The 23,838-nt window shown below is 63.9% G+C and carries 20 protein-coding genes and 1 pseudogene; 20 read left to right on the forward strand and 1 reads right to left on the reverse strand.

Annotated features, from left to right (window positions below):
* Positions 1-227: 227 nt before the first annotated feature.
* The 3 genes from purL (at position 228) to secF (ending at position 7,017) form a co-directional block, all read left to right on the forward strand.
* Positions 228-4,118, forward strand: a complete 3,891-nt coding sequence (gene purL / locus G3T16_RS17590) for a phosphoribosylformylglycinamidine synthase (protein WP_163496362.1) — start codon at positions 228-230, stop codon at positions 4,116-4,118.
* 104 nt (positions 4,119-4,222) lie between these two features.
* Complete coding sequence (gene secD / locus G3T16_RS17595) at positions 4,223-6,106, forward strand: protein translocase subunit SecD (RefSeq protein WP_163496363.1); 1,884 nt, start codon at positions 4,223-4,225, stop codon at positions 6,104-6,106.
* Positions 6,103-7,017, forward strand: a complete 915-nt coding sequence (gene secF, locus G3T16_RS17600; protein WP_163496364.1) for a protein translocase subunit SecF — start codon at positions 6,103-6,105, stop codon at positions 7,015-7,017. Before secD ends, secF begins: the two co-directional genes overlap by 4 nt.
* 100 nt (positions 7,018-7,117) lie before the next feature.
* On the opposite strand, the gene G3T16_RS17605 is transcribed toward secF, so the two are convergent.
* The gene (locus G3T16_RS17605) at positions 7,118-7,915 is read right to left on the reverse strand and encodes an inositol monophosphatase family protein (RefSeq protein ID WP_163496365.1); all 798 of its coding nucleotides are present in this window, start codon (positions 7,913-7,915) and stop codon (positions 7,118-7,120) included.
* Positions 7,916-8,108: 193 nt separating this feature from the next.
* Here G3T16_RS17605 and trmJ point away from each other — a divergent pair, with 193 nt between their 5' ends.
* The 17 genes and pseudogenes from trmJ (at position 8,109) to G3T16_RS17690 (ending at position 23,781) form a co-directional block, all read left to right on the forward strand.
* Entirely contained in the window at positions 8,109-8,846 is a 738-nt protein-coding gene (trmJ, locus tag G3T16_RS17610; protein WP_163496366.1) for a tRNA (cytosine(32)/uridine(32)-2'-O)-methyltransferase TrmJ, read from the forward strand.
* 461 nt (positions 8,847-9,307) lie between these two features.
* Entirely contained in the window at positions 9,308-9,787 is a 480-nt protein-coding gene (iscR, locus tag G3T16_RS17615; RefSeq protein ID WP_163496367.1) for a Fe-S cluster assembly transcriptional regulator IscR, read from the forward strand.
* Between the two features lie 27 nt (positions 9,788-9,814).
* Positions 9,815-10,990, forward strand: a complete 1,176-nt coding sequence (locus tag G3T16_RS17620; RefSeq protein ID WP_163496368.1) for an IscS subfamily cysteine desulfurase — start codon at positions 9,815-9,817, stop codon at positions 10,988-10,990.
* Between the two features lie 117 nt (positions 10,991-11,107).
* Positions 11,108-11,536 (forward strand): nucleoside-diphosphate kinase, encoded by a 429-nt coding sequence (gene ndk, locus G3T16_RS17625; protein ID WP_163496369.1) that lies wholly within the window; start codon positions 11,108-11,110, stop codon positions 11,534-11,536.
* A 17-nt stretch (positions 11,537-11,553) separates the two neighbouring features.
* Entirely contained in the window at positions 11,554-12,705 is a 1,152-nt protein-coding gene (gene rlmN / locus G3T16_RS17630) for a 23S rRNA (adenine(2503)-C(2))-methyltransferase RlmN (RefSeq protein ID WP_163496370.1), read from the forward strand.
* A complete protein-coding gene (gene pilW, locus G3T16_RS17635) occupies positions 12,705-13,496 on the forward strand; it encodes a type IV pilus biogenesis/stability protein PilW (protein WP_163496371.1) in 792 nt (263 codons plus the stop codon). The genes rlmN and pilW overlap by 1 nt, the downstream gene beginning before the upstream one ends.
* Positions 13,486-13,917 carry a helix-turn-helix domain-containing protein gene (locus G3T16_RS17640; protein ID WP_163496372.1) on the forward strand — a complete coding sequence of 144 codons (432 nt, stop codon included), beginning with the start codon at positions 13,486-13,488 and terminating at the stop codon, positions 13,915-13,917. The genes pilW and G3T16_RS17640 overlap by 11 nt, the downstream gene beginning before the upstream one ends.
* Before the next feature lie 99 nt (positions 13,918-14,016).
* A pseudogene (ispG, locus tag G3T16_RS17645) lies at positions 14,017-15,050 on the forward strand (flavodoxin-dependent (E)-4-hydroxy-3-methylbut-2-enyl-diphosphate synthase).
* A 25-nt stretch (positions 15,051-15,075) separates the two neighbouring features.
* Entirely contained in the window at positions 15,076-16,356 is a 1,281-nt protein-coding gene (gene hisS, locus G3T16_RS17650) for a histidine--tRNA ligase (protein WP_163496373.1), read from the forward strand.
* A gap of 15 nt (positions 16,357-16,371) precedes the next feature.
* A complete protein-coding gene (locus G3T16_RS17655) occupies positions 16,372-17,061 on the forward strand; it encodes a YfgM family protein (RefSeq protein ID WP_163496374.1) in 690 nt (229 codons plus the stop codon).
* On the forward strand, positions 17,048-18,232 hold the full coding sequence (gene bamB, locus G3T16_RS17660) for an outer membrane protein assembly factor BamB (protein ID WP_232059149.1): 1,185 nt from the start codon (positions 17,048-17,050) through the stop codon (positions 18,230-18,232). The genes G3T16_RS17655 and bamB overlap by 14 nt, the downstream gene beginning before the upstream one ends.
* Before the next feature lie 5 nt (positions 18,233-18,237).
* Positions 18,238-19,647 carry a ribosome biogenesis GTPase Der gene (gene der / locus G3T16_RS17665; protein WP_163496375.1) on the forward strand — a complete coding sequence of 470 codons (1,410 nt, stop codon included), beginning with the start codon at positions 18,238-18,240 and terminating at the stop codon, positions 19,645-19,647.
* 150 nt (positions 19,648-19,797) lie between these two features.
* A complete protein-coding gene (locus tag G3T16_RS17670) occupies positions 19,798-20,187 on the forward strand; it encodes a group III truncated hemoglobin (RefSeq protein WP_163496376.1) in 390 nt (129 codons plus the stop codon).
* Between the two features lie 354 nt (positions 20,188-20,541).
* The gene (locus tag G3T16_RS17675) at positions 20,542-21,408 is read left to right on the forward strand and encodes a GIN domain-containing protein (protein ID WP_163496377.1); all 867 of its coding nucleotides are present in this window, start codon (positions 20,542-20,544) and stop codon (positions 21,406-21,408) included.
* Between the two features lie 15 nt (positions 21,409-21,423).
* Positions 21,424-21,795 (forward strand): GntR family transcriptional regulator, encoded by a 372-nt coding sequence (locus G3T16_RS17680; protein ID WP_163496378.1) that lies wholly within the window; start codon positions 21,424-21,426, stop codon positions 21,793-21,795.
* Positions 21,792-22,658: an ABC transporter ATP-binding protein gene (locus G3T16_RS17685; protein ID WP_163496379.1), complete on the forward strand. Its 867-nt coding sequence runs from the start codon at positions 21,792-21,794 to the stop codon at positions 22,656-22,658. The genes G3T16_RS17680 and G3T16_RS17685 overlap by 4 nt, the downstream gene beginning before the upstream one ends.
* Entirely contained in the window at positions 22,651-23,781 is a 1,131-nt protein-coding gene (locus G3T16_RS17690; RefSeq protein WP_163496380.1) for a hypothetical protein, read from the forward strand. The genes G3T16_RS17685 and G3T16_RS17690 overlap by 8 nt, the downstream gene beginning before the upstream one ends.
* Positions 23,782-23,838: the final 57 nt, after the last annotated feature.

The raw sequence follows: 23,838 nt of genomic DNA on the forward strand, positions 1-23,838 counted from the left end.
TCTAGCGGTATGGAGGGCGCTGCGCATTGCAATTAATCCGGTTCCCGGCGGTCATCGGTGGGGCGTGGCCCACTGGCGCTGGCACCCGCCGGCCAGGTTGGGGAAGCGAACTGGACCGGACCGGTCTCGGCGCGGTGTTTTTAGCTGTGATTGACGGTTACCGGCGACGCCCCGATCACGTACAATAACCAGCTTTCAAAAAGACCTCTCCCGGAGCTCGCCCAAGCATGCTGATCCTGCGTGGTGCCCCCGCCCTGTCCCGCTTTCGCCAGGACAAGCTGGTACACAAACTGTCCCTGATCCACCCCGATATCCGGCTCCTGCACAGCGGCTTTGTACACTTTGCCCAGCTCGCGGAGGGAGGCCTGGCGCCGGCCCGGGAACAATTGCTGCGGCAATTGTTGCAGCAGGGTACCGCAGTACCACAGGAGCCGGCTCCCGAAGGCGAGTTGTTGCTGGTAGTGCCGCGTCCGGGCACCATTTCCCCCTGGTCCAGCAAGGCCACCGACATTGCCCACAATTGCGGGTTGCGGGAAGTGCTGCGGCTGGAGCGGGGCATTGCCTGGTACCTGGCGATGCCCGCCGGCCTGGCGGAAGCGAGCAGGAGCCAGGTCAGGGCGGCGCTGCACGATCGCATGACAGAAGCTGTACTGGGCTCGCTGGAACAGGCCAGTGCATTGTTTCACCAGCAGGACCCCGCTCCGATGGCGCAGGTCGACGTGCTCGGCGGTGGCCGGGAGGCGCTGGTGCAGGCCGATCGTTCGCTGGGCCTGGCGCTGGCAGACGACGAGATCGACTACCTGCTGCAGAGCTTTACCGGTTTGGGGCGCAACCCCAGCGACGTCGAGTTGATGATGTTCGCGCAGGCCAACTCCGAGCACTGCCGCCACAAGATTTTCAATGCCAGCTGGGTCATCGACGGCGTGCCCCAGGACAAGTCCCTGTTCGGCATGATCCGCAATACCCACGAGCGCGGGGGCGACAATGTGCTGTCGGCCTATTCGGACAACGCCGCCGTGGTCGCAGGTCACAGGGCCGGCCGCTTCTACCCGGACCCGGAGACCGCCGAGTACGGCTATTCCTGTGAAGACATCCACCTGTTGATGAAGGTCGAGACCCACAATCACCCCACCGCGATTGCGCCCTTCCCGGGGGCCGGTACCGGTGCGGGCGGTGAAATCCGCGACGAGGGTGCAGTGGGGCGCGGCTCCAAGCCCAAGGTTGGCCTCACCGGCTTCTCGGTGTCCAACCTGCGGATACCCGGCTACTCCCAGCCCTGGGAATCCGATTACGGCAAGCCGGCACGCATCGTCTCGGCGCTCGATATCATGCTGGAGGGACCCATCGGCGGGGCCGCGTTCAACAATGAGTTCGGCCGCCCCAACCTGTGCGGCTACTTCCGCAGTTACGAGGCGGACGTCGCCGGTGTCGAGGGCCCAGAGCGGCGTGGCTACCACAAGCCGATCATGATCGCCGGCGGCTACGGCAACGTGCGCGCCGAACACGTACAGAAGGGGGAATTCGCCGCCGGTGCCCACCTGATCGTGCTCGGTGGCCCGGCCATGCTGATCGGCCTGGGCGGCGGGGCGGCCTCTTCAATGGCCAGCGGTGCCAGTGATGAGGATCTGGACTTTGCCTCGGTACAGCGCCAGAACCCGGAAATGGAGCGCCGCTGCCAGGAAGTGATCGACCGCTGTTGGCAACTGGGAGAGCACAACCCCATCGCCTTTATCCACGATGTGGGCGCGGGCGGCCTGTCCAATGCCCTGCCCGAGCTGGTCAAGGACGGCGGCCGCGGTGGCCGGTTTGCGCTGCGCTCGGTCCCCAACGACGAGCCGGGCATGACACCGCTGGAAATCTGGTGCAACGAGTCCCAGGAACGCTATGTGCTGGCGGTGGAACCGGAGCAGCTCGATCGCTTCGAGGCCATCTGCCGGCGCGAGCGCTGTCCCTACGCGGTAGTGGGAGAGGCCACCGCGGCCGAGCAGCTGCAATTGGCAGACAGCCATTTTGGCAACCAGCCGGTGGACCTGCCGATGTCAGTGCTGTTCGGCAAGCCACCGAAGATGCGCCGCGAGGTGATCCGGCGCACCCTGGCCCGGACGCCGCTGGCGCTGGACGATGTCGCGCTGGAGGAGGCGCTGGAGCGGGTGCTGCAACTGCCGGCTGTGGCCAGCAAGCAGTTCCTGATTACCATCGGCGATCGCACCGTGACCGGCATGGTGGCGCGGGACCAGATGGTGGGTCCGTGGCAGGTGCCGGTGGCGGATTGCGCTGTGACGACGGTGTCCTATGACAGCGTGGCCGGAGAGGCGATGGCGATGGGCGAGCGCAGTCCGTTGGCGCTGGTGAGCGGGCCGGCCTCGGGACGCATGGCCGTGGCCGAGGCCATTACCAATATCTGCGCGGCACCTGTGGCCGCCCTCAGCGACATAAAATTGTCGGCCAACTGGATGTGCGCAGCGGGTCACGGGGTCGAAGACGAGACCCTGTACGATACCGTGCAGGCCGTGGGCATGGAATTCTGTCCGGAGCTGGGCATTACCATACCGGTGGGCAAGGATTCCATGTCGATGCGCACGCGCTGGCAGCAGGACGGCGAGCAGCGGGCCGTCACCGCGCCGGTGTCGCTGGTGGTATCCGCCTTTGCGCCGGTCACCGATGTGCGGCTGGCGGTCACTCCCCAGTTGCAGCCGCAAAGCGATGCGGTCCTGGTACTGCTGGACCTGGGGCGCGGGGCCGGCCGCCTGGGGGCTTCCTCCCTGGCCCAGGTCTACTCCCAGCTGGGCGATCAGGTGCCCGATGTCTCCGCCGCCGATCTGCAGGCTTTCTTCACCCTGGTGCAGGAATGGCTGCAGGCCGGCAGGCTGCTGGCCTATCATGACCGTTCCGATGGCGGCCTGCTGGTGACGGTGCTGGAGATGGCCTTTGCCGGCCGCTGCGGGTTGACCCTGGACCTGTCCAGTCTTGCCGGGGGTACACTGCAAGGTCTGTTTGCCGAGGAGGCCGGTGCGGTATTGCAGGTGGCGCATGCCGACCTGCCGGCGTTGCAGGCCCGGGCGGCCGATCTGGGTATTGGCGAATGCCTGCAGATGCTGGGGCGGGCGGTGACCGGCGATACCGTGACAGTACGGAATGGCAGCACACTGTTGTTGCAGGACAGCCGCAGTCGCCTGCAACAGCTGTGGGCGCGTACCAGCTACGAAATCCAGGCCCTGCGTGACAACCCCGACTGCGCCGCCGAGGAGTTCGGGCGTATTGGCAGCACCGACCCGGGCCTCTCGGCCAGGCTCAGCTTCGATGCCTCCGAGGATATCGCCGCACCCTTCATCGCCACTGGCATCCGGCCCCGGGTGGCGGTGCTGCGCGAGCAGGGTGTCAATGGTCAGGTCGAAATGGCAGCGGCGCTGCATCGCGCCGGCTTCACGCCGGTGGATGTCCACATGAGTGACTTGCTCAGCGGGGGTCGCTCGCTGCAGGACTTCCAGGGACTGGTGGCTTGCGGCGGCTTCTCCTATGGTGACGTGCTGGGCGCCGGCGAGGGCTGGGCCAAGGGCATACTGTTCAATCCGGCCCTGCGCGAGCAGTTCAGCGCTTATTTTGAACGCGACGGCAGCTTCACCCTGGGAGTCTGCAACGGCTGTCAGATGGTGGCGGCGCTGCGTGAACTGATCCCCGGCGCCGGCCATTGGCCGCGCTTCGTCCGCAACCGTTCGGAGCAGTTTGAGGCGCGTCTGTCGCTGGTGCGGGTAGAGGCCACGGCTTCGGTCCTGCTGGCCGATATGGCCGGTTCCCACCTGCCCATTGCCGTGGCCCACGGGGAGGGGCGTGCCGAATTTGCCACCGCCGCCGTGCAGGCGGACTGCGAGGCTAGTGGTACCGTGGCCCTGAGCTTTCTGGAGAATGATTTGTCGGTAGCCAGCCGTTACCCGGCCAACCCCAATGGCTCGCCGGCCGGCATCGCGGGCCTGACCAGTATGGATGGCCGGGCCACCATCATGATGCCCCATCCCGAGCGCGTCTATCGCACGGTGCAGCACTCCTGGGCGCCGCCGGAATGGGGCGAGGACGGACCCTGGCTGCGCCTGTTCCGCAATGCGCGCCGCTGGCTGGGTTGACGACTGCCCTTGTGACCCCTACCCGTTTAATTATAATGACGCACTTTTCATCTCCAGTGACGCGCTGCGGCCGCTGGCGCCATGTCTCTTGCTAGAGCAATACTATGCTGAACAAGTACCCCCTGTGGAAATACCTGTTGGTGCTGGCGGTGCTGCTGGTGGGGCTGTTGTACGCAGCCCCGAACCTGTATGCCCCGGACCCTGCGCTGCAAATAACCGGCGAGAGCAGCGCCCAGGTCATCGATCTGCCGACGCTGGCCCGCGCCACCGCCGCGCTGGAAGAGGCGGGGATAGCGCATTTTGGTGAAGTGATAGATCCCGGTGGCCGCAATGCATTGCTGCGGCTGGCCGATGCGGAGCAGCAACTGACCGCCCAGGCACGGGTCCAGCGGGCCCTGGGGGACGGCTTCATTGTCGCGCTCAATCTGGCGCCGACCACACCTGACTGGCTCAGCAACCTGGGCGGGCAACCCATGAAGCTGGGTCTGGATCTCAGTGGCGGGGTGCATTTCAAACTCGAAGTGGACGTGGACGCGGCCGTGGAGCGGCGCCGCGAGTACTTTCTCAATGCCATCAAACGGGTACTGCGCGAGGAGCGGATCCGCGGCATCGTCGGCGCGGACGAGCAGGGCCGGGTCGAGGCACGCTTTCGCTCCGAGGAAGATCGGGAGCAGGCGCGGGCGCTGGTGGCTGAAAATCATCCCGAGCTCAGCCTGGAGCGGGGCAGCGATGGCGACAACTGGACTCTGACGGCAGCAATGACCGAGCAGATGCGTACCGAAATTGCCAATTATGCGGTCAGCCAGAATCTCACGACACTGCGCAACCGGGTCAATGAACTGGGGGTATCCGAACCGCTGGTGCAGCGCCAGGGCCAGAACCGGATTGTAGTGGAGCTGCCCGGCATCCAGGATACGGCGGAGGCCAAGCGTATCCTGGGTACCGTCGCCAACCTGGAGTTCCGGCTGGTTGCCAACCTCGATGCCCCGGAATCCGACAAGCAGCGCTTCGAATACCGCGGTGAGGACCGCGCCGGCATGAGCGAATGGCTGGAGCGGGAAGTCATTATTACCGGTGAGCGGGTCGCCAATGCGCAGGCCAGTTTCGACGAGAACGGCCGGCCCAATGTCTCGATCAGCCTCGACAGTGAGGGCGGTACCCTGATGTCGCGGGCCACCCGCAACAATATCAAGCGTCGCATGGGGGTGCTGTTTATTGAGCGCAAGTACCGTACCCGCTACGAAGAACAGGAAGACGGCAGCGAAAAGCCGGTCCAGATTCCCTACGACGAGCGCAAGCTGCTGACCGCGCCGGTGATCCAGTCCGCCTTGGGTGCGCAGTTCCAGATTACCGGCCTGGACAGTCCGCTGGAAGCGGCGGAGCTGGCCCTGATGCTGCGGGCAGGCGCACTGGCCGCGCCGATTTCCTTTGTCGAGGAGCGTACCGTAGGTCCGTCATTGGGAGCCGAGAACATTCGCCTGGGGGTCAAGTCGGTTCAGTTCGGCCTGGCCCTGGTAGTGCTGTTCATGGTGCTGTACTACCGCGTCTTCGGGCTGGTGGCGGTGGTCGCCCTCAGCGCCAATCTGGTGCTGCTGGTGGCGTTCATGTCGCTGATCGGCGCCACCCTGACCCTGCCCGGCATTGCCGGTATCGTGCTTACGGTGGGGATGGCGGTGGACGCCAACGTGCTGATCTTCTCGCGCATACGGGAAGAGCTGCGCGATGGGCGCTCGCCCCAGATGGCAATACACACGGGCTATGACGCGGCGCTGTCCACCATTCTGGATGCCAATATCACCACTCTGATTGTCGCGGTGATTCTCTATGCAGTGGGCACCGGCCCGGTCAAGGGCTTCGCCGTCACCCTGTCGGTGGGCATTGTCACCTCCATGTTCACTGCCATCATCGGCACCCGCGCCCTGATCAACCTGATCTACGGCGGCCGCCGGATCAAATCACTGTCCATCGGCTGGGGAGTCAAGGCATGAAGGTCATCAATTTCATGGGCCAGCGCAAGCTGGCCCTCGCCTTCTCGGCGCTGCTGTTGATCATTGCGATCGGTTCCCTGGCCACCCGGCAGTTGCAATGGGGGCTGGACTTCACCGGCGGTACCCTGGTCGAGGTCCACTACAGCGAGACCGCGAACCTGGGCGGCATTCGCGACCTGCTTGACACGGGTGGGTACAGCGGCGCCATTGTGGTCAGTTTCGGCTCCGATCGCGACGTGATGATCCGCCTGCCGCAGGGTCACACCGACAAGGACGGCATGCAATTGCTGCGGCTCCTGCAGGACAACTTCGACGGTTCGGTGGAGCTGCGCCGGATCGAGTTCGTCGGCCCCCAGGTGGGCGACGAACTGCGCGAGCAGGGCGGTCTGGCCATGTTGCTGGCGCTGGGACTGGTGATGCTCTACATCGGCTTCCGGTTCCAGTTCAAGTTCGCGGTCGGCGCGGTGGCCGCGCTGGTCCACGATGTAATCATCACCCTGGGCTTCTTTTCGGTAATCGGCCTGGAGTTCGATCTGACGGTGCTGGCGGCGCTGCTGGCAGTGATCGGCTATTCACTGAATGACACGATTGTGGTCTCCGACCGCGTCCGGGAAAATTTCCGCAAGTTGCGCAAGGCCGATGCAATTGAGGTGATCAATATCTCGCTGTCGGAAACGTTGGGCCGGACCATGGTTACCTCATTCACGACGATGTTGGTGCTGGCCTCACTGGCGATTTTCGGGGGCGAGATGATCAACGGTTTCGCGGTTGCGTTGCTGGTGGGTGTTGTGGTTGGTACCTATTCGTCAATCTACGTCGTGGCGAACACGCTAGTCCTGCTGGGTGTCAGCAAGGAAGACCTGGCATTGCCGGTGAAAGAGGGCGCGGAACAGGATGATCTGACGCCATAAGGCGGGACCTGTGCGCTTTCAGCAAGTGGGGAGGCAAGTGGGAACAACCAATGATGTTCTCGCCGTCCGCCGGGAAAAGTAGCTGCCGCTATCGGGTCTGTCAGCTGCCCAGCAGGGGTTTGGTGACCTGCAATACCGCCTTGAAGCACTTCGGGTTGCCGCAGACGATATTGCCCGACTCCAGGTAGTTCTCGCTGGCGTCCACATCCGCGACCAGGCCACCTGCTTCGCGTACCAACAGCACGCCGGCGGCAATATCCCAGATCGACAGACCGATCTCCCAGAATGCGTCCAGCCGGCCGGCCGCCACATAGGCCAGGTCCAGCGAGGCGGCGCCGGCGCGGCGGATACCGGCGCACTGGCCTGCCAATAGTTCGATTGACTTGCTGTAGGGCCCCAGGCGATCGTCGCAGTGATCCTTGAACGGGATGCCCGTGCCCAGCAGGGCGCCTTCCAGGCTGGTGCGGCGGCTGACCCGGATGCGGTGGCCGTTCAGTTGCGCCCCGCGGCCCCGGGAAGCCGTGAATTCCTCCCGCCGCACCGGGTCCACGATAACCGCGTGCTCCAGCCGGCCCTTGTAGCTACAGGCGATCGAAATGGCGTAGTGGGGTATGCCGCGCAGGAAATTGGTAGTGCCGTCTAGCGGATCGATGATCCAGCGATAGTCGGCGTCCTCGTCACCGCTCAGGCCACCTTCCTCCCCCAGAATTGCGTGATCGGGGTAGGCCTTGCGCAGGTGGTAGCTGATCTCGCGCTCCGCATTGCGATCCACCTCGGAGACAAAGTCATTTCCCCCCTTGACCTCCACGTCGATGCGATCGAGGTCATCGGAGGCGCGCACGATCTGCTCTCCGGCCTTGCGGGCGGCGCGCAGCGCGATGTTGACCATCGGTTCCATAATCTTGTCCTGGGGGGCGTTTCGGGCGCGGGATTATAGCAGTACATCCGCCACCGATAACAGAGTGCTGCAACAGCTCATGCTTGAGCTGTGAGTCCGCCAGCACCGGCCGTTCCTCAACCGCCCGCCAACACAAATCTGCTACACTGGCGCGCTTTCCGCCGCTAGTACGGCGGCAGCCAGGCAACACGAGATGAATCCGGACAATATACGCATCGTATTGGTAAACACCAGCCACCCAGGCAACATCGGCGGCGTGGCAAGGGCCATGAAGAACATGGGCCTGGCCCGCCTCTACCTGGTGGCGCCGAAACAGTTCCCCGACGAACAGGCCAGCTGGCGCGCCGCCGGCGCCGACGACCTGCTGGCCGGTGCCGTGGTCACAGACAGCCTCGCAGAGGCCATTGCCGACTGCCAGTTCGTGGTCGGCACCAGCGCCCGCGAGCGCCGCATCCCCTGGCCGCTGCTGGACCCGCGCCAGTGCGCCGCACAGATTGCGACCCACTCCGGCCAGGAACAGGTGGCGGTACTGTTCGGCCGCGAAGACCGCGGCCTGACCAACGAAGAACTCAAGCTCTGCAACCTGCACCTGCACATCCCCTCCGACCCCGGCTACAGCTCGCTCAACCTGGCGATGGCGGTACAGATCGTCTGCTACGAACTGCGCATGCTGCACATAGCTGGCGACCTGCCGGCCTCCGCCGAGGAGCTGTGGGATTCACCGTTCAGCACAGTGGACAACATGGAGCGCTTCTACGAGCACCTGGAACAGACCCTGATCGAAATCGGCTTCCTCGACCCCGCCGCCCCCCGCCAGCTGATGGCCCGCCTGCGCCGCCTGTACAGCCGCGTGCGCCTGGACGAGATGGAACTGAACATCCTCCGCGGCATCCTCACCGAAACCCGCAAACAGGTCCATCGTGACGACTGAGGTCGGTACTTCGTAGTTCGGTCCGGGGTGGTGGTAGGCCACACGTACGCTACAGGCCGCCGAGGTAGTTCGTAGTTCGGTCCGTCGCGAGACTATCTGAAACGCCGATGCCGCCCCAAACCCTTGACGGGAGATAAGACACGCCCCTGTCGAGACCGACGCCTATCTATACTCTCGCACTAAAGTCAGGTCCGGGGCGATGGCAGGCCAGTGCGGGACCGTATGCGACATGGATGTCGCATCCGAGCCCCCACGGATGGGTTGACGGCGTGTCCCGCACTGGCCTGCCATCGCCCCGGACCGAACTACGAAGTGCTTATAGCGGCTCCAAATCTCGCTCCATGGTCGAGCTAGCAGACGTAGCCGCGATCCAATCAGCGGCGCGACCACAATATCTAGCCATAGTTGATCGTTTTGGTAGGATATTGCATACTGCAACCTTTAGGCTGACAGGCTATACCATGCGGCTGACAACCAAGGGACGCTACGCGGTGACCGCCATGCTGGATCTGGCCCTGCACGGCCAGGCCGGCCCGGTGAGCCTGGCCGATATTTCCGGCAGGCAGGCCATCTCCCTGTCCTATCTCGAGCAACTGTTCGCACGACTGCGCCGAGGGCAGCTGGTCAGCAGTGTGCGCGGTCCCGGCGGCGGTTACCGCCTGAGCCGCGGCTGCGACAGCATCTACGTCGCCCAGATCATCGATGCAGTGGACGAGCCGGTTGACGCCACCGGCTGCGGCGGCAAGGCCGATTGCCAGCAGGGTGAGGTCTGCCTGACCCATCACCTGTGGCAGGACCTGAGCGATGAGATCCACGGTTTTCTCAGCCAGATCAGCCTGGCGACGCTGGTCGAGCGCCGCGAAGTCCAGTACATTTCCGCGCGCCAGGATGCGCGTGGCCTGCGGGACCACGGTGAACTCGTGGCCCTGCGGGAACTATAGAGCGCAGGTCGCGAACAGCCATCTCCCATGCAGAATCCGATTTATCTTGACTACCTCGCCAGCACCCCGGCAGACCCGCGGGTGGCTGCGGCGATGGCTGACTGCCTGACCCTGGAGGGCAACTTCGGCAATCCGGCCTCCCGCTCCCATATCTATGGCTGGCGTGCCGAGGAGGCGGTGGAGCAGGCCCGGCGCCAGCTCGCGGACCTGATCCACGCCGACCCCAGGGAGATTGTCTGGACCTCAGGCGCCACCGAAGCCGACAATCTGGCGCTCAAGGGGGTAGCGGAGTTCCATCGCGACCGCGGACGCCATATCGTGACCTCCCGTATCGAGCACAAGGCGGTGGTGGACACCGCTGTCTGGCTGGAACAGAACGATTTCGAGGTGAGCTGGCTGTCGCCGGGCGCCGACGGCCTGATCTCCCCCGACCAGGTGGCGGCGGCACTGCGCCCGGACACGATCCTGGTCAGTATCATGCACGCCAACAACGAACTGGGCACTGTCAACGACATCGAGGCCATCGCGGCGCTGACCCGTGCCGCCGGGGTGTTGTTCCACGTCGATGCCGCCCAGAGTGTGGGCAAGATACCGGTCAACCTGGCGCAATGGCCGGTGGACCTGCTGTCCCTGTCGGCGCACAAGTTCTATGGCCCCAAGGGCATCGGCGCGCTGTACGTGCGGCGCCAGCCGCGGGTGCAACTGGCCGCACAGATCCACGGGGGCGGCCACGAGCGCGGTATGCGTTCCGGTACCCTGGCAACCCACCAGATCGTCGGGCTGGGCGAGGCCGCGCGTATCGCCACCGAGGAACTTGAGGCCGAAGGCGAACGCCTGAGGGTGTTGCGCCAGCGGTTGTGGCAGGGCATTTCCAATCTTGAGGGGATTGCACTGAACGGTTCCCCCGAAGCCCGTTTGCCCGGTGCACTGAATTTCAGCGTGGCCGGCGTCGACGGGGAATCCCTGCTGATGTCGCTGCGGGAGCTGGCGATATCCACCGGCTCTGCCTGTACCTCCGCCAGCCTGGAGCCTTCCTACGTCCTGCGCGCCCTGGGCCTGCCCGATGCGCTGGCGCACAGTTCCCTGCGCCTGTGTTGCGGGCGCTTTACCTCGGAGCAGGACGTAACACGTGCGGTGAAACACCTGCAAGAGGTCATCAGCCGGTTGCGGGGGCAGTCCCCACGGTCTCAGCCGGCCTCCTGAATCCGGCCTGGCCGCTGAGTTTAGCGGATGAAACCGGGCGCCAAAGTCCGTATAATGACGCGGCTTTGATCCCGGGGTCTCCGACCCCGGATTTTTCTTGTTTCTGGAGATAGTTTAATGGCTGTTGAGCGTACCCTTTCCATTGTCAAGCCCGATGCCGTCGGCAAGAACGTGATCGGCGAGATCTATTCCCGCTTCGAGTCCGCCGGCCTGCAGGTCGTAGCTGCAAAAATGCTGCGTCTGAGCGAGGAACTCGCCGGCGGATTTTACGCTGAACACCGCGAACGGCCCTTCTTTCCCGCGCTGATCGGCTTCATGACATCGGGGCCGGTGATGGTGCAGGTGCTGGAGGGCGAGAACGCCATTGCCAAGAATCGCGAACTGATGGGTGCCACCAATCCCAAGGACGCGGAACCCGGCACTATCCGTGCTGATTTTGCCGAATCCATCGATGCCAACGCGGTACACGGTTCGGATTCCGCCGCCTCCGCGGAGCGCGAAATCGCCTATTTCTTCGCCGCCAGCGACGTTTGCGGCCGCAGCTGAGCGACACGAGACCCCCGATGCCCTCCGACCTGATCAGCAGCACTGCCGCCGCCCCGGCCCGGGTCAACCTGCTGGGGATGACGCGCAGCCAGCTGGAGCAGTTCTTCCTCGAACAGGGGGAGAAGAAGTTCCGCGCGCAACAGTTGCTGAAGTGGATTCATCACGCCGGGGTCACCGATATTAATGAGATGCCCAACCTGGGCCGCGCGCTGCGGGAGAAACTGCTGCAGATCGCGGAAGTGCGCCCCCCCGAGATCGTCAGTCAGCAGGATTCCAGCGATGGCACCCGCAAGTGGGCGATCCGGGTCGGTGGCGGGGGACTGGTCGAAACGGTCCTGATTCCCGAGGGGGACCGCGCCACGCTGTGTGTGTCCTCCCAGGTGGGCTGCAGTCTCGACTGCAGTTTTTGTTCCACCGGCAAGCAGGGCTTTGAGCGCGACCTGACCGCGGCCGAGATCATCGGCCAGGTCTGGCTGGCGATCAAATCCTACGATGCCTTCCAGTCCGGCAAGGGGCGGGTGGTCACCAATGTGGTGATGATGGGAATGGGCGAGCCGCTGCTCAACTTTGACAATGTCGTGGCGGCGATGGACCTGATGATGGAGGATCTGGCCTACGGGATCTCCAAGCGCAGGGTGACGCTCAGCACCTCCGGGGTGGTGCCGGCGCTGGATCGGCTGGCCGGGGTGAGCGAGGTGTCGCTGGCGGTCTCGCTGCATGCGCCCAATGACGCACTGCGCAACCAGCTGGTGCCGATCAACCGCAAGTATCCGATTGCGGTACTGCTGCAAAGCGCGCGCAATTACATTGCCGCCCAGACTGACCGCAAGCGGGTGGTGACGATCGAATACACCCTGATTGCAGGGATCAATGACCAGCCTGAACAGGCCCGCGAACTGGCCCTGTTGCTGCAGGACTTTCCCTGCAAGATCAATCTCATTCCGTTCAACAGTTTTCCGCAGTCCGATTATCAGCGACCCAGCGGCAACGCGGTGTCGCGCTTCTGGCAGGTGCTGGTGGACGCGGGCTATGTGGTCACGGTACGCACGACCCGCGGCGACGACATAGACGCAGCCTGCGGCCAGCTGGTGGGTCAGGTGGTCGATCGGACCCGCCGCAGCGAGCGTTATCGCCAGGCCGGGGAATTGCGGGAGATGGAGGCCGGGTGATGATCAGGAGCGGCAGACGGCGGTTGCCGTGGCAGATCACCGGGCTGCTGCTGGCACTGGGTTGCGCTGGCTGCGTTACCAACACGGGCCGTGTATTTACCGATGCCCCGGAACCGCAAAAGGCTCTGGAACGTCGGGTCGAACTGGCGCGCAATTATATTGGCGAAGGTGACTGGGACAATGCCAAGCGCAATCTCGCCCAGGCCGCGGCCATCGATGGCAGCAACGCAGAAGTACACGAAGCCTTTGCCCTGGTTTACCAGAGCACGGGCGAGAAAGAGCTGGCCGAGGAGAGTTTTCGCAAGGCGATCCGGCTGAACCGCAAGTTTTCCCGGGCCCGCAACAACTACGCGGCCTTTCTGTTCGCCGAACAGCGTTACCAGGAGGCTGAGCGAGAGCTGGAGCAGGTGGTGCAGGATCCGCTGTATACCGCGCGCCCGCGCGCCTATATGAACCTGGGCCTGTGCCGCCTGCAGCTGGACAAGCCCAGGGAGGCGGAGCAGGCGTTCTCCCGCGCCCTTTCCATGGACAGGACCAACACCGTGGCCTTGCTGGAAATGGCGATCCTGCGCTATGACGCCGGTGATTACAGCGCGGCCGGTCGTTACTACGGGGTGTACCGCACCGCGGTGCGCCGGCAATCCGCCCGGGGACTGTGGCTGGGAATCCGGCTGGCGCAGGCAACCGGGGACCGCAACGCGGAAGGCAGCTATGTGCTCGCGCTGGGCAGCCTGTATCCGGATTCGCCGGAGTACAGGGAATTTCTGCAGGCCCGCCAAGATGGGAAGTAAGGAGATCTTTAGCGACCAGCCGGGCCACGTGGCGCCGGGCGCCCTGTTGCGGGCGGCTCGCGAGGCCCGGGGCCTGTCGAGGGCCGAGGCCGCAGCGCGGCTGAAGTGGCTGCCCGATTACGTCAGGCGGGTCGAACACGACGATTACCAGACCCTGCGGCAGCCGGCCTTTGCGCGGGGCTATGTCCGCGCCTATGGCAGAATGCTGGGTCTGGACGAGACCGGGCTGCTGGCGGCTTTCGACGCCACCCAGCCTGCAATCGCTGCACCGGAGCCGGTGCCGCGGCGTTCCCGTCCGCCGCAATTGCAGCGCACCGGGGCCGGTATCGTACTGGGCCTGGCCGTGCTGGCTCTGCTGACTCTGGGCCTGTGGTGGGCGCAGACCGGGCAGGCCGCGGCCGCTCCCGTTTTCGGAGGTTAGACGATGCACAAGTCATCCCCTGTCAAACGCCGGGTCAGCCGCCAGATCCAGGTGGGTTCCGTGGCCGTGGGCGGCGATGCGCCCATCAGTGTCCAGAGCATGACCAATACCGAAACCTGCGACGTCGCCGCGACGGTGGCGCAGGTCAAGGCCATCCAGGACGCCGGCGCCGATATCGTGCGCATCTCGGTGCCGAGCATGGAGGCGGCCGAGGCCTTCCGGGAAATCCGGGCACAGGTCGGCGTGCCGCTGGTCGCGGACATCCATTTCGATCACAAGATCGCGCTGAAAGTGGCCGAATACGGTGTCGATTGCCTGCGAATCAACCCCGGCAACATCGGCAACGACAAAAAAGTGCGGGCGGTCATAGACTGCGCGCGGGACCGTGGCATCCCGATACGCATCGGCGTCAATGCCGGCTCCCTGGGCAAGGATCTGCAGCGCAAGTACGGCGAGCCCACCGCGGCCGCGCTGGTCGAGTCCGCGCTGCGGCATGTCGATATCCTCGACCGTTTCAACTACCCGGAGTTCAAGGTCAGCGTCAAGGCCTCTGACGTCTTCATGGCGGTAGAGGCCTATCGCTTGCTGGCGCAACAGATCGAACAGCCGCTGCATCTGGGCATCACCGAGGCGGGCGGGCTGCGCGGGGCACAGTGAAGTCCGCAGTGGGCCTGGGCATGCTGCTGATGGACGGCATCGGCGACACGATCCGCATCTCGCTGGCGGCGGACCCGGTGGAGGAGGTCAAGGTCGGTTTCGAGATTCTGAAGAGCCTGAAGCTGCGTGCCAACGGCATCAATTTCATTGCCTGTCCCAGTTGTTCCCGGCAGAACTTCGACGTAATTGCCACCATGAACGTTCTCGAACAGCGGCTGGAGGACATTCGCACGCCGATGGATGTCGCGGTCATAGGGTGCATCGTCAACGGTCCGGGCGAGGCCCGCGAGGCGGATGTGGGGCTCACTGGCGCCTCCCCCAGCAATCTGGTCTACCTGAACGGCGAGCCTGACCACAAGATCAGCAACCAGGACTTTGTCGATCACCTGGAACAGGTGATACGGCAGCGCGCGGCCCAGCTGGAGCGGGAACGGGCCGAGGCCGACGCGCAACTGATCGTCAGGACACCCGCCTGATACCAATGAGCATGCAGGAGAGCAGGTGAGTACAATTCGCGCGATCCGCGGAATGAATGACATTCTTCCAGCGGAGAGCCGCTGCTGGCAGCGGCTGGAAGCCGTGGCAAGCAGGGTTCTGGACAATTACGGCTACGGCGAAATCCGCCTGCCCATCGTTGAGCACACGGCCTTGTTCCGGCGCTCGATCGGCGAGGTCACCGACATCGTCGAAAAGGAGATGTACAGCTTCGATGACCGCAATGGCGAGAGCCTGACGCTGCGCCCGGAGGGCACTGCCGGCTGTGTCCGCGCTGTGATTCAGAACGGCCTGCTGGGTACGCCCCGGCGGCTGTGGTACAGCGGGCCGATGTTTCGTTATGAACGGCCACAGAAGGGGCGCCAGCGGCAGTTTCACCAGATCGGGGTCGAGGCCTTCGGTATCGCCACGCCGGACATCGACGCCGAGCTGATCCTGCTGAGCGCACGGCTGTGGCGGGAGCTGGGAATCGCCGATGGCCTGCAGCTGCAGTTGAACTCCATTGGCAGTCCCGCTGCGCGTCAGGGTTACCGCGAGGCGCTGGTGAGCTATCTGGCGCGGCACCGGGACAGCCTGGATGAAGACAGCCAGCGCCGGCTGGACAGCAATCCGCTGCGTATCCTGGACAGCAAACACCCGGATACCCAGGCCCTGCTGGCGGATGCACCGGTATTGACGGACTATCTCGATGAGGAGTCGCGGCTGGATTTCGCCCGTCTGCGTGAACTCCTGGATGCCGCGGCTGTCCCCTACGTAGTCAACCCGCGCCTGGTGCGCGGGCTGGACTATTACAACAAGACCGTGTTTGAGTGGGTGACCGACAGGCTGGGAGCCCAGGGCACGGTCTGCGCCGGCGGTCGCTATGACGGTCTGGTCGAGCAGCTGGGGGGCAAATCCGCGCCGGCGGTGGGTTTCGCGATGGGCCAGGAGCGTCTGGTGCTGCTGCTGGAGGCCGCCGCGGCCACGCCGGCCCCCGCCGTTCCCGACATCTATGTGGTCAATGTCGGGGCCAGCGCCGAACTGGCTAGCGTCAGGGCGCTGGAGGCATTGCGTTCGGCGTTGCCGCAGTTGCGCATCGTGCAGCATACCGGCGGCGGCAGTTTCAAGAGCCAGCTCAAGCGCGCCGACAAGAGTGGCGCCGGCTGGGCCCTGATATGGGGTGAGGATGAAGCGGCGGCGGATACAGTAGTCGTCAGGGCGCTGCGCGGGGATAGTGGACAGGAGCAGATCCCGGTGACCGCGCTGGCAGACTATCTCTGCGCACACATAACATCATTGCAAGGGTAACAAGGAAAACTATTTGTGGAATCATATCGGTCAGAAGAAGAACAGGTAGAGGCCCTGCGCCGTTGGTGGGACGAAAATGGTCGTTCGACCGTGGTGGCGATCGTCGTGGCTCTGGCCGCGACCTTTGGCTGGCAGGGCTGGCAGCGCTACGATCAGCAGCGCACGGAGGCTGCCTCCGACCTCTATCAGCAGATGATGCAGGCGGCCTCTACCGTGGAAGACGGTCCGGCCGCGGTGGCGGAGCTGGAGCGTCTGGCCGGGCAATTGCGCGACGATTATGCGGGCACGGCCTATGCACAGTTTGCCGCCTTGCAACTGGCGCGGATCGCAGTGGCCGGCGGTGAGCTGGACGCTGCGCAGCAGCAGCTGCGCTGGGCACTGGGCAAGGCCGATCGCGGCAGTGAGGTGGCGTTGATCGCACAGCTGCGGCTGGCCCGGGTTCTGGCTGCGGCCGGGGAGTACGACCAGGCCCTGGAACTTCTGGACAACGGTGACCGCTACCGTGCTGCCTATGCAATGGCGCGGGGCGATGTGCTGGCGGCCGAGCAGCGCAATGAGGAGGCGCTGGCGGCCTATCGGGAGGCCCAGGTCCTGGTGCAGCAGTATCCGGAACAACTGAACCTGGCCACGCTGGAAGCCAAATTGCAGAGCCTGGCTGCGGCGATGCCGGGCAGCCCGGAAGGAGGCCCGAATGATGAGGCATAGTCTGCGGTGCTTGTTCGCGGTGACCATGGTTCTCTCCCTCGGCGCCTGCAGTACTATCGGCGGCTGGTTCAGCGTCGATGACGATGAAGATCCCAGGCAACCGGCGGAGCTGGAGAAAATTGACGAGACCGTCAAGCTGCGGCGCCTGTGGTCCACCGGCGTCGGCGACGGCCAGGGGGAGGGCCTGTACCGCATCCAGCCGGCGATCTCCGGCGAGACCATCTACGCCGCCTCGGCCGAGGGGGAAGTCAAGGCCCTGAACCGGCTCAGCGGCAAGCGTATCTGGGGGCGGGATCTCAAACTCAGCCTGTCCGGTGGCGTCGGTGTCTACGGCGACAGCCTGTTCGTGGGCGGCAGTGACGGCCTGGTGCTGCGCCTGGCGGCCGATTCCGGCGAGGAACTGTGGCGCGCCCCGGTGACGGGCGAAGTACTGGCTCCGCCCCAGGCCAATGGCCGGGTGGTAGTCACCCAGACTTACGACGGCAAGCTGCACGGCCTGGACTTTGCCACCGGCGAAGGCCTGTGGACCTATGACAGCAATATGCCCGTACTGACCATCCGCGGCACCAGTACCCCCATCATTCGCAACAACCTGGTGATGGCGGGCTTTGCCAATGGCCGGGTACTGGGCTTCAACGTCGCTACCGGCGGGATCGAATGGGAAGCCCGGGTAGCGATCCCGCAGGGCCGCTCCGAAATCGAGCGTATCGTCGATGTCGATGGCACCATGGTGCTGGCGGGGGGCGAGTTGTTTGCGGCCAGCTACCAGGGAGCTATCGCGGCGATCGATGTCAGCGGCGGTCGCAAGCTGTGGGAACGCAAATTGTCATCGGTATCCGGTGTTTCGCAGGGTTTCGGCAATGTCTATGTGGCTGACGACGACGGTACCGTCTACGCCTTTCATCGCAACGGCCAGGGGCAGCGCTGGCGTCAGGATGCACTGGCGTTTCGCGGCCTGAGCCGGCCGACCCCGATCAGCAGCTACCTCGCGGTGGCGGATTTCGAAGGCTACATCCATGTCCTGTCCCAGGTGGACGGCAGCTTCGTGGGCCGGGTAAAGGCCGACGGCAAGGGCGTACGTGCGGACATGCTCAGCGAGGGCAATATCCTGTATGTCTTCGGCAACAGCGGCAAGCTGATTGCCTACGAGCTAGATGCCACCGACAGGTAGACTCAATGATTCCGGTAATTGCCCTGGTCGGGCGCCCCAATGTGGGCAAATCGACCCTGTTCAACCAGCTTACCCGCAGTCGCGATGCGCTGGTGGCAAATCTGTCGGGCCTGACCCGGGATCGCAAATACGGCGAGGCCCGCCTCGGCTCACGCCCCTTCGTGGTGATCGATACCGGGGGCATCAGCGGTGACGAGAGCGGTATCGAGGCGCAGATGGCCGGACAGTCACTGCTGGCCATCGAAGAATCCGACGCCGTGTTGTTTCTTGTCGATGCCCGCGAGGGCCTGAACGCGGCCGACGAAGCCCTGGCGCGCCACCTGCGCCAGCGCAACAAGGCCTTTCACGTGGTGGTCAACAAGATCGACGGCCTCAACGAAGAGGTGGCGGTTGGTGATTTCTACGCCCTCGGTGTGGAGCGGCTGTTTGCGATCGCGGCCTCCCATGGCCGCGGGGTCCGGCAGATGGTGGACGAACTACTGGCCGGCTTCCCCGAACCCGAGCCCGAGGCCGCAGCGGTCGACCGCAGTGACAGCGTACGGGTCGCGATTGTCGGCCGGCCCAACGTCGGCAAATCCACCCTGGTGAACCGCCTGCTAGGCGAGGAGCGGGTAGTGGTCTACGACCAGCCGGGCACCACCCGCGACAGCATCTATATCGATTATGAGCGCGACCAGCAACGCTATACCCTGATCGATACCGCGGGAGTGCGCAGGCGCAAGAACGTGCGGGAAACCGTGGAAAAATTCTCCATCGTCAAGACCCTGAAGGCGATAGACGACGCCCACGTGGTGGTGCTGGTGATGGATGCCCACGAGGGCATCGTCGACCAGGACATGCACCTGCTGGGCCACTGCGTCGAGGCCGGCCGCGGCCTGGTGCTGGCGGTCAACAAATGGGACGGTATCGAGCCCCACCAGCGCGACTGGATCAAGACCGAACTGGGGCGCCGCCTGGTGTTCGCAGCCTACGCAGACACACATTTCATTTCTGCCCTCCACGGCACCGGGGTCGGACACCTGTACCGGTCCATCAACGCCGCCCACAGCTCCGCTACCCGCAAACTCAACACCAACCAGCTGACCCGCATCCTGGAAGGGGCAGTACTGGAACATCCGCCGCCGATGGTCAACGGCCGCCGCATCAAACTGCGCTACGCCCATGCCGGTGGCCAGAATCCGCCGCTGATCGTGATCCACGGCAACCAGGTCGGCAAGGTCTCCAACAGCTACCAACGCTACCTGGAGAAAGTCTATCGCCGGGAGCTGGAGCTGGTGGGCACGCCGGTGCGGATCGAATTTCGCGCCGGCGAAAACCCCTATGCGGAAAAGCGCAACAAACTGACCCAGCGCCAGGTACAGCGCAAACGCCGCCTGCTGGAACACGTCAAGAAGAACGCCAAAAAGAAACGTTAGTACGAATGGCACTTGTCTTTGGCTCATTCCGGAGGAGGGCCGGCCCTCCCGGGATGTCGACCGCGCTGCGAAGTCCCAAAACCCCTAAGCAAATGGCATTCCTACTCCGGTGATTTTCCCTCGCCCCGGCAAGCGGTGTAAGCTATCGCCATGAACGTTTCCCGGCACAGCGACAAACCGGATCTCGACTCCCGGGCCCATATCGAATCCTTTGTCGACCGCTTTTACCAGCGGCTGCTGGCGGACCCCCAACTCGGCCCCATTTTCACCGAAGTCGCCGCGGTGGATCTCGCAGTACACCTGCCCCGTATCAAGGACTACTGGTGCAAACTGCTGCTGGGCGAGCAGGGCTACCGGCGCCACACCATGGAGATCCATCGCCGCCTGCACCGGCGCCGGCCGCTGCAGCCTGAGGATTTCGAACGCTGGCTGGCCACCTTTACCGCTACGGTGGACGATTATTACCAGGGACAGCGCGCCGAACGCGCCAAACACCTGGCCCGCTCCATCGCCGCCAATATGCAGCAGAGCCTGTGCTGAGCTATTGCTGTCCTGCGGGTTTGCGGGTTGCTGAGGTTGCTTAAATTGGCTACCAAGGTAGAGCCATCAGCCGTTGGGGAACCTCACTTCGGTCGCCGAGACATCGGCCGGGGTGCGGTGTTCAAGACCCGCCGTGAACCCGTCCATGGGGGCTCGTATGCAGCATCCATGCTGCATACGGTCTTGAACACCGCACCCCGGCCGATGCCTCTACCCTGGTAGCCGACCGATTATCTTGGAAGCCGACCCATGGGCCAGCAATGTGAGCCACTGAATATTTTTTGTTCAGGGTCTTGCCAATCCCCGATCAGGTGTTATAGTTGAATATAACACCATATCAATGAGGTGATTGTCATGAAGACCTGTTTCAGTAACAAATGGGTGCTGGCTTCCGCCAATAGTACCCTGACAGTGTCCCTGCTGTTCTTCTGCGGGGCGCTGCTGCTGTCCCTGCCCACGCTGGCGGCTACCCAGCGGGTGGCCGGGCTGGAGGAGGTCGACCAGGTCCATGTCTACGGTTCGGTCGAAGTGGAAATCAGCCAGGGGGCCGAGAGTGAGCTGCTGCTGCGCGGCAGCGATGCCAGCCTGCAACGGCAGCCCTTCTATGTGCGCGGCAATACCCTGGTGCTTGGCCGCAGTGTCGAGCATCGCAATGCCAATTTCAGTGATGTGAAATACAAGCTCACGCTGCCTGAACTGTCCCGGCTGCAGCTGCAGGGCTCCGGGCAGGTCTACCTGAGAAAATTTGTCACGCCCCGGATACAGGTCATAGTCGACGGTACCGGTGATATCCGGCTGTTTGATATCGAGAGTGAAGAGGCCAGCTTCAGAATGAGCGGTAGCGGCGATATCCAGGCGGCCCGGGTGGCGGTGGAGCAGCTGCGGCTGAACCTGTCTGGCTCCGGCGATATCCATCTGGGCGAGACCGCCGCGCAGGATACCGTGGCCGTCATCAACGGTTCCGGCGATATCAGCGTGCGCGAACCCAGCTATTGCGACAACGTGGAGATCAGCATCATTGGTTCCGGCGACGTCGACATGCGCAAACTCGACGGTGTGTCCTTCGCCGTCAAGATAGTGGGCTCCGGTACGGCAAGAATCGGAGTGGCCCAGTCCCTGGATGTCAGTATCCTGGGTAGTGGTGATACCTTTTACCGCGGTGAACCGCAAGTGTCCCAGTCAGTGCTGGGCTCCGGCGAACTGCATCGCCAGCCCCAATAGCGGGAGCTGAACGAGGTGTCTGTGGAATGGAACGACAAGCAGCCGATCTACCGGCAGCTGCGCGACAGGGTGGTGGAGCGAATTATGGACGGTTCCTTTGCGGAAGGTGAGGCGGTGCCCTCGGTGCGCCAGGTGGCGACGGATTACCAGATCAACCACCTGACGGTCGGCAAGGCCTACCAGGAACTGGTGGAGGCGGGACTGCTGGAAAAGCGGCGGGGTCTGGGGATGTACGTGACGGTGGGAGCGCGGGCCGCGCTGACGGCCGACGAGCAGGCCCAGTTTTATGAAGAGGAAGTGCCGGCCTTTGCCGAGCGCGTACGCGCCCTGGGCCTGGACATGGATGAAGTGGTGCAGCGCCTAGCGCGAGAGGGAGGCAGATCATGAATGCCGCGGTAATCGAGGCACGGGGAATCCGGCGCAGCTTTGGCAAGGTACAGGCGGTGGCCGGTATCGACCTGACGCTGCCTGCCGGGTCGGTGCTGGGCCTGATCGGGCCCAACGGGGCCGGCAAGACCACGCTGTTGCGTGCACTGCTGGGGCTGACGCACTGCCAGGGGGAGATCGATGTACTCGGAGTCGACCCGCGCCGGCAGCAGGCGTTGCTGATGGAGCAGGTCTGCTTCATTGCCGATACGGCGGTGTTGCCGCGCTGGATGACGGTGCTGCAGCTGCTGGACTATGTCGCCGGCATCCACCCGCGCTTTGATCGCAGCCAGGCCGAACGTTTCCTGGCCTCCACCGAGGTAGGTCTGCAGCGGCGGGTGGGCAGTCTCTCCAAGGGCATGACGGTGCAGCTGCACCTGGCGCTGGTGATGGCCATCGACGCCCGCCTGCTGATCCTGGACGAGCCGACCCTGGGTCTGGATATCCTGTTCCGCAAGCAGTTTTTCGAACAGCTGCTGAACGACTATTTCGATGAGGAACGCACCATTATCATTTCCACCCACCAGGTTGAGGAAGTGGAGCATATTCTCACTCATGTAATGTTCCTCAACCACGGTGAGGCAGTGTTGTTCGAGCCGATGCTGAAGCTGGAGGATGAATACGTGGAGCTGCGGGCCGTGGGTGAAGCCGCGGTCCGGGCCGAGGCCATTCCTCATCTCGGCCAGCGGCCGCTGCTGGGTGGCAAGGCGCTGATTTACCAGGGTATAGAGCGGGCATCGCTGGCACCGCTGGGGGAGCTGCGCACCCCGGCGCTGGCCGATCTGTTCATCGCCAAGGTCGGGGGAGGACGGAACCATGTCTAGCTCATCATCGACCCGCTGGTTCACACTGATCCGGCGGGAAATGCAGGAATACAAGGTCTCCCTGTTCTGGACCCCGGTGCTGCTGGCGGCCGCTTTGGCCGCGATCATGCTCGCCGGGGTCGGTTTTGCCAACCAGTTCAGCAACCTCGGTGCGGTGATGCTGCAGGCGGTGCTGCAGGACGAGACAGAGGACGGTATCCAGATCCGCATCGATATCGGCGACAATGGCGCTGCCCAGGTGATCACCGTTGAACCCGAGGGCGAGCTGCGCCACGACTACCGGATCGAGGACCTGCCCGAGGACGGGAATGGCCAGGACGAGCGCGTCGGGCGCTTGCCCGGGAGTGCCGACGACCAGGCCTGGAACTTTTCCCGGGAATGGCAGTTCAGCGCGCCGTCTGGCCGCTCTTCTGCCGATAGCGCCGGTGACAACCAGACGGGGGTGGAAAATCTGAACCCCCTGTTGCAGGGCATCCACGTCCTGATGCTGATCGTGCTGGTGTTTGTGACGCTGAATTACCTGCTGGGCTGCCTCTATGTCGACCGCAAGGATCGCAGCATCCTGTTCTGGAAGTCCATGCCGGTGTCCGCCTGGGAAGAGGTGCTGGCCAAGCTTGGCGTGGCGCTATTGGTGGCGCCTGCGCTGTTCATTGCCGCATCGATTTTTGCCCAGCTGGCCATGGTGCTGCTGGCAGCACTGCTGTTGTGGCAGCAGGAGCTGGATGCAGTGGAACTGGTATTTGCCAATATCGAGCCGTTCGAGCTGCTGTTCAACCAGATCGCGGGCTGGCTGCTGACAGCGCTGTGGGTGGCGCCCACTTATGCCTGGGTGATGCTGGCCTCTGCAGGGGCCCGGCGCTCCCCGTTTTTGCTGGCGGTAACGCCGGTGGCCGGCCTGGTCCTGCTGGAGAGCATCCTGTTCGGTTCCAGTCATCTGGGCAGGGCCATGCTGAACCATTTCCCGCACTACAATGAGGGCGGCAGTAACAGTGCGGTCGGTTTCTATCTGTTCGGGCCGGACTGGATGGGGCAGGACTACCTGGGGCTGGTGTTGGGGCTGGTTTGTGCCGCGGTGCTGTTGTGCGGCGTGGTCTGGCTGCGCCGGCACCGCTGGGAGTTGTGAAGAGCAGTGCATCGCACATTTAGCGAATGAATAGTAAAAATATTTACTATTTATTTT

Origin of the sequence: Kineobactrum salinum (assembly GCF_010669285.1) — a bacterium.
Taxonomy (GTDB): domain Bacteria; phylum Pseudomonadota; class Gammaproteobacteria; order Pseudomonadales; family Halieaceae; genus Kineobactrum; species Kineobactrum salinum.

Excerpts from the sequence above, each read along its gene's own strand:
- purL (WP_163496362.1), top strand. The coding sequence starts at position 228 with ATGCTGATCCTGCGTGGTGCCCCCGCCCTGTCCCGCTTTCGCCAGGAC.
- secD (WP_163496363.1), top strand. The coding sequence starts at position 4,223 with ATGCTGAACAAGTACCCCCTGTGGAAATACCTGTTGGTGCTGGCGGTG.
- secF (WP_163496364.1), top strand. The coding sequence starts at position 6,103 with ATGAAGGTCATCAATTTCATGGGCCAGCGCAAGCTGGCCCTCGCCTTC.
- G3T16_RS17605 (WP_163496365.1), bottom strand. The coding sequence starts at position 7,915 with ATGGAACCGATGGTCAACATCGCGCTGCGCGCCGCCCGCAAGGCCGGA.
- trmJ (WP_163496366.1), top strand. The coding sequence starts at position 8,109 with ATGAATCCGGACAATATACGCATCGTATTGGTAAACACCAGCCACCCA.
- iscR (WP_163496367.1), top strand. The coding sequence starts at position 9,308 with ATGCGGCTGACAACCAAGGGACGCTACGCGGTGACCGCCATGCTGGAT.
- G3T16_RS17620 (WP_163496368.1), top strand. The coding sequence starts at position 9,815 with ATGCAGAATCCGATTTATCTTGACTACCTCGCCAGCACCCCGGCAGAC.
- ndk (WP_163496369.1), top strand. The coding sequence starts at position 11,108 with ATGGCTGTTGAGCGTACCCTTTCCATTGTCAAGCCCGATGCCGTCGGC.
- rlmN (WP_163496370.1), top strand. The coding sequence starts at position 11,554 with ATGCCCTCCGACCTGATCAGCAGCACTGCCGCCGCCCCGGCCCGGGTC.
- pilW (WP_163496371.1), top strand. The coding sequence starts at position 12,705 with ATGATCAGGAGCGGCAGACGGCGGTTGCCGTGGCAGATCACCGGGCTG.
- G3T16_RS17640 (WP_163496372.1), top strand. The coding sequence starts at position 13,486 with ATGGGAAGTAAGGAGATCTTTAGCGACCAGCCGGGCCACGTGGCGCCG.
- bamB (WP_232059149.1), top strand. The coding sequence starts at position 17,048 with ATGATGAGGCATAGTCTGCGGTGCTTGTTCGCGGTGACCATGGTTCTC.
- der (WP_163496375.1), top strand. The coding sequence starts at position 18,238 with ATGATTCCGGTAATTGCCCTGGTCGGGCGCCCCAATGTGGGCAAATCG.
- G3T16_RS17670 (WP_163496376.1), top strand. The coding sequence starts at position 19,798 with ATGAACGTTTCCCGGCACAGCGACAAACCGGATCTCGACTCCCGGGCC.
- G3T16_RS17675 (WP_163496377.1), top strand. The coding sequence starts at position 20,542 with ATGAAGACCTGTTTCAGTAACAAATGGGTGCTGGCTTCCGCCAATAGT.
- G3T16_RS17685 (WP_163496379.1), top strand. The coding sequence starts at position 21,792 with ATGAATGCCGCGGTAATCGAGGCACGGGGAATCCGGCGCAGCTTTGGC.
- G3T16_RS17690 (WP_163496380.1), top strand. The coding sequence starts at position 22,651 with ATGTCTAGCTCATCATCGACCCGCTGGTTCACACTGATCCGGCGGGAA.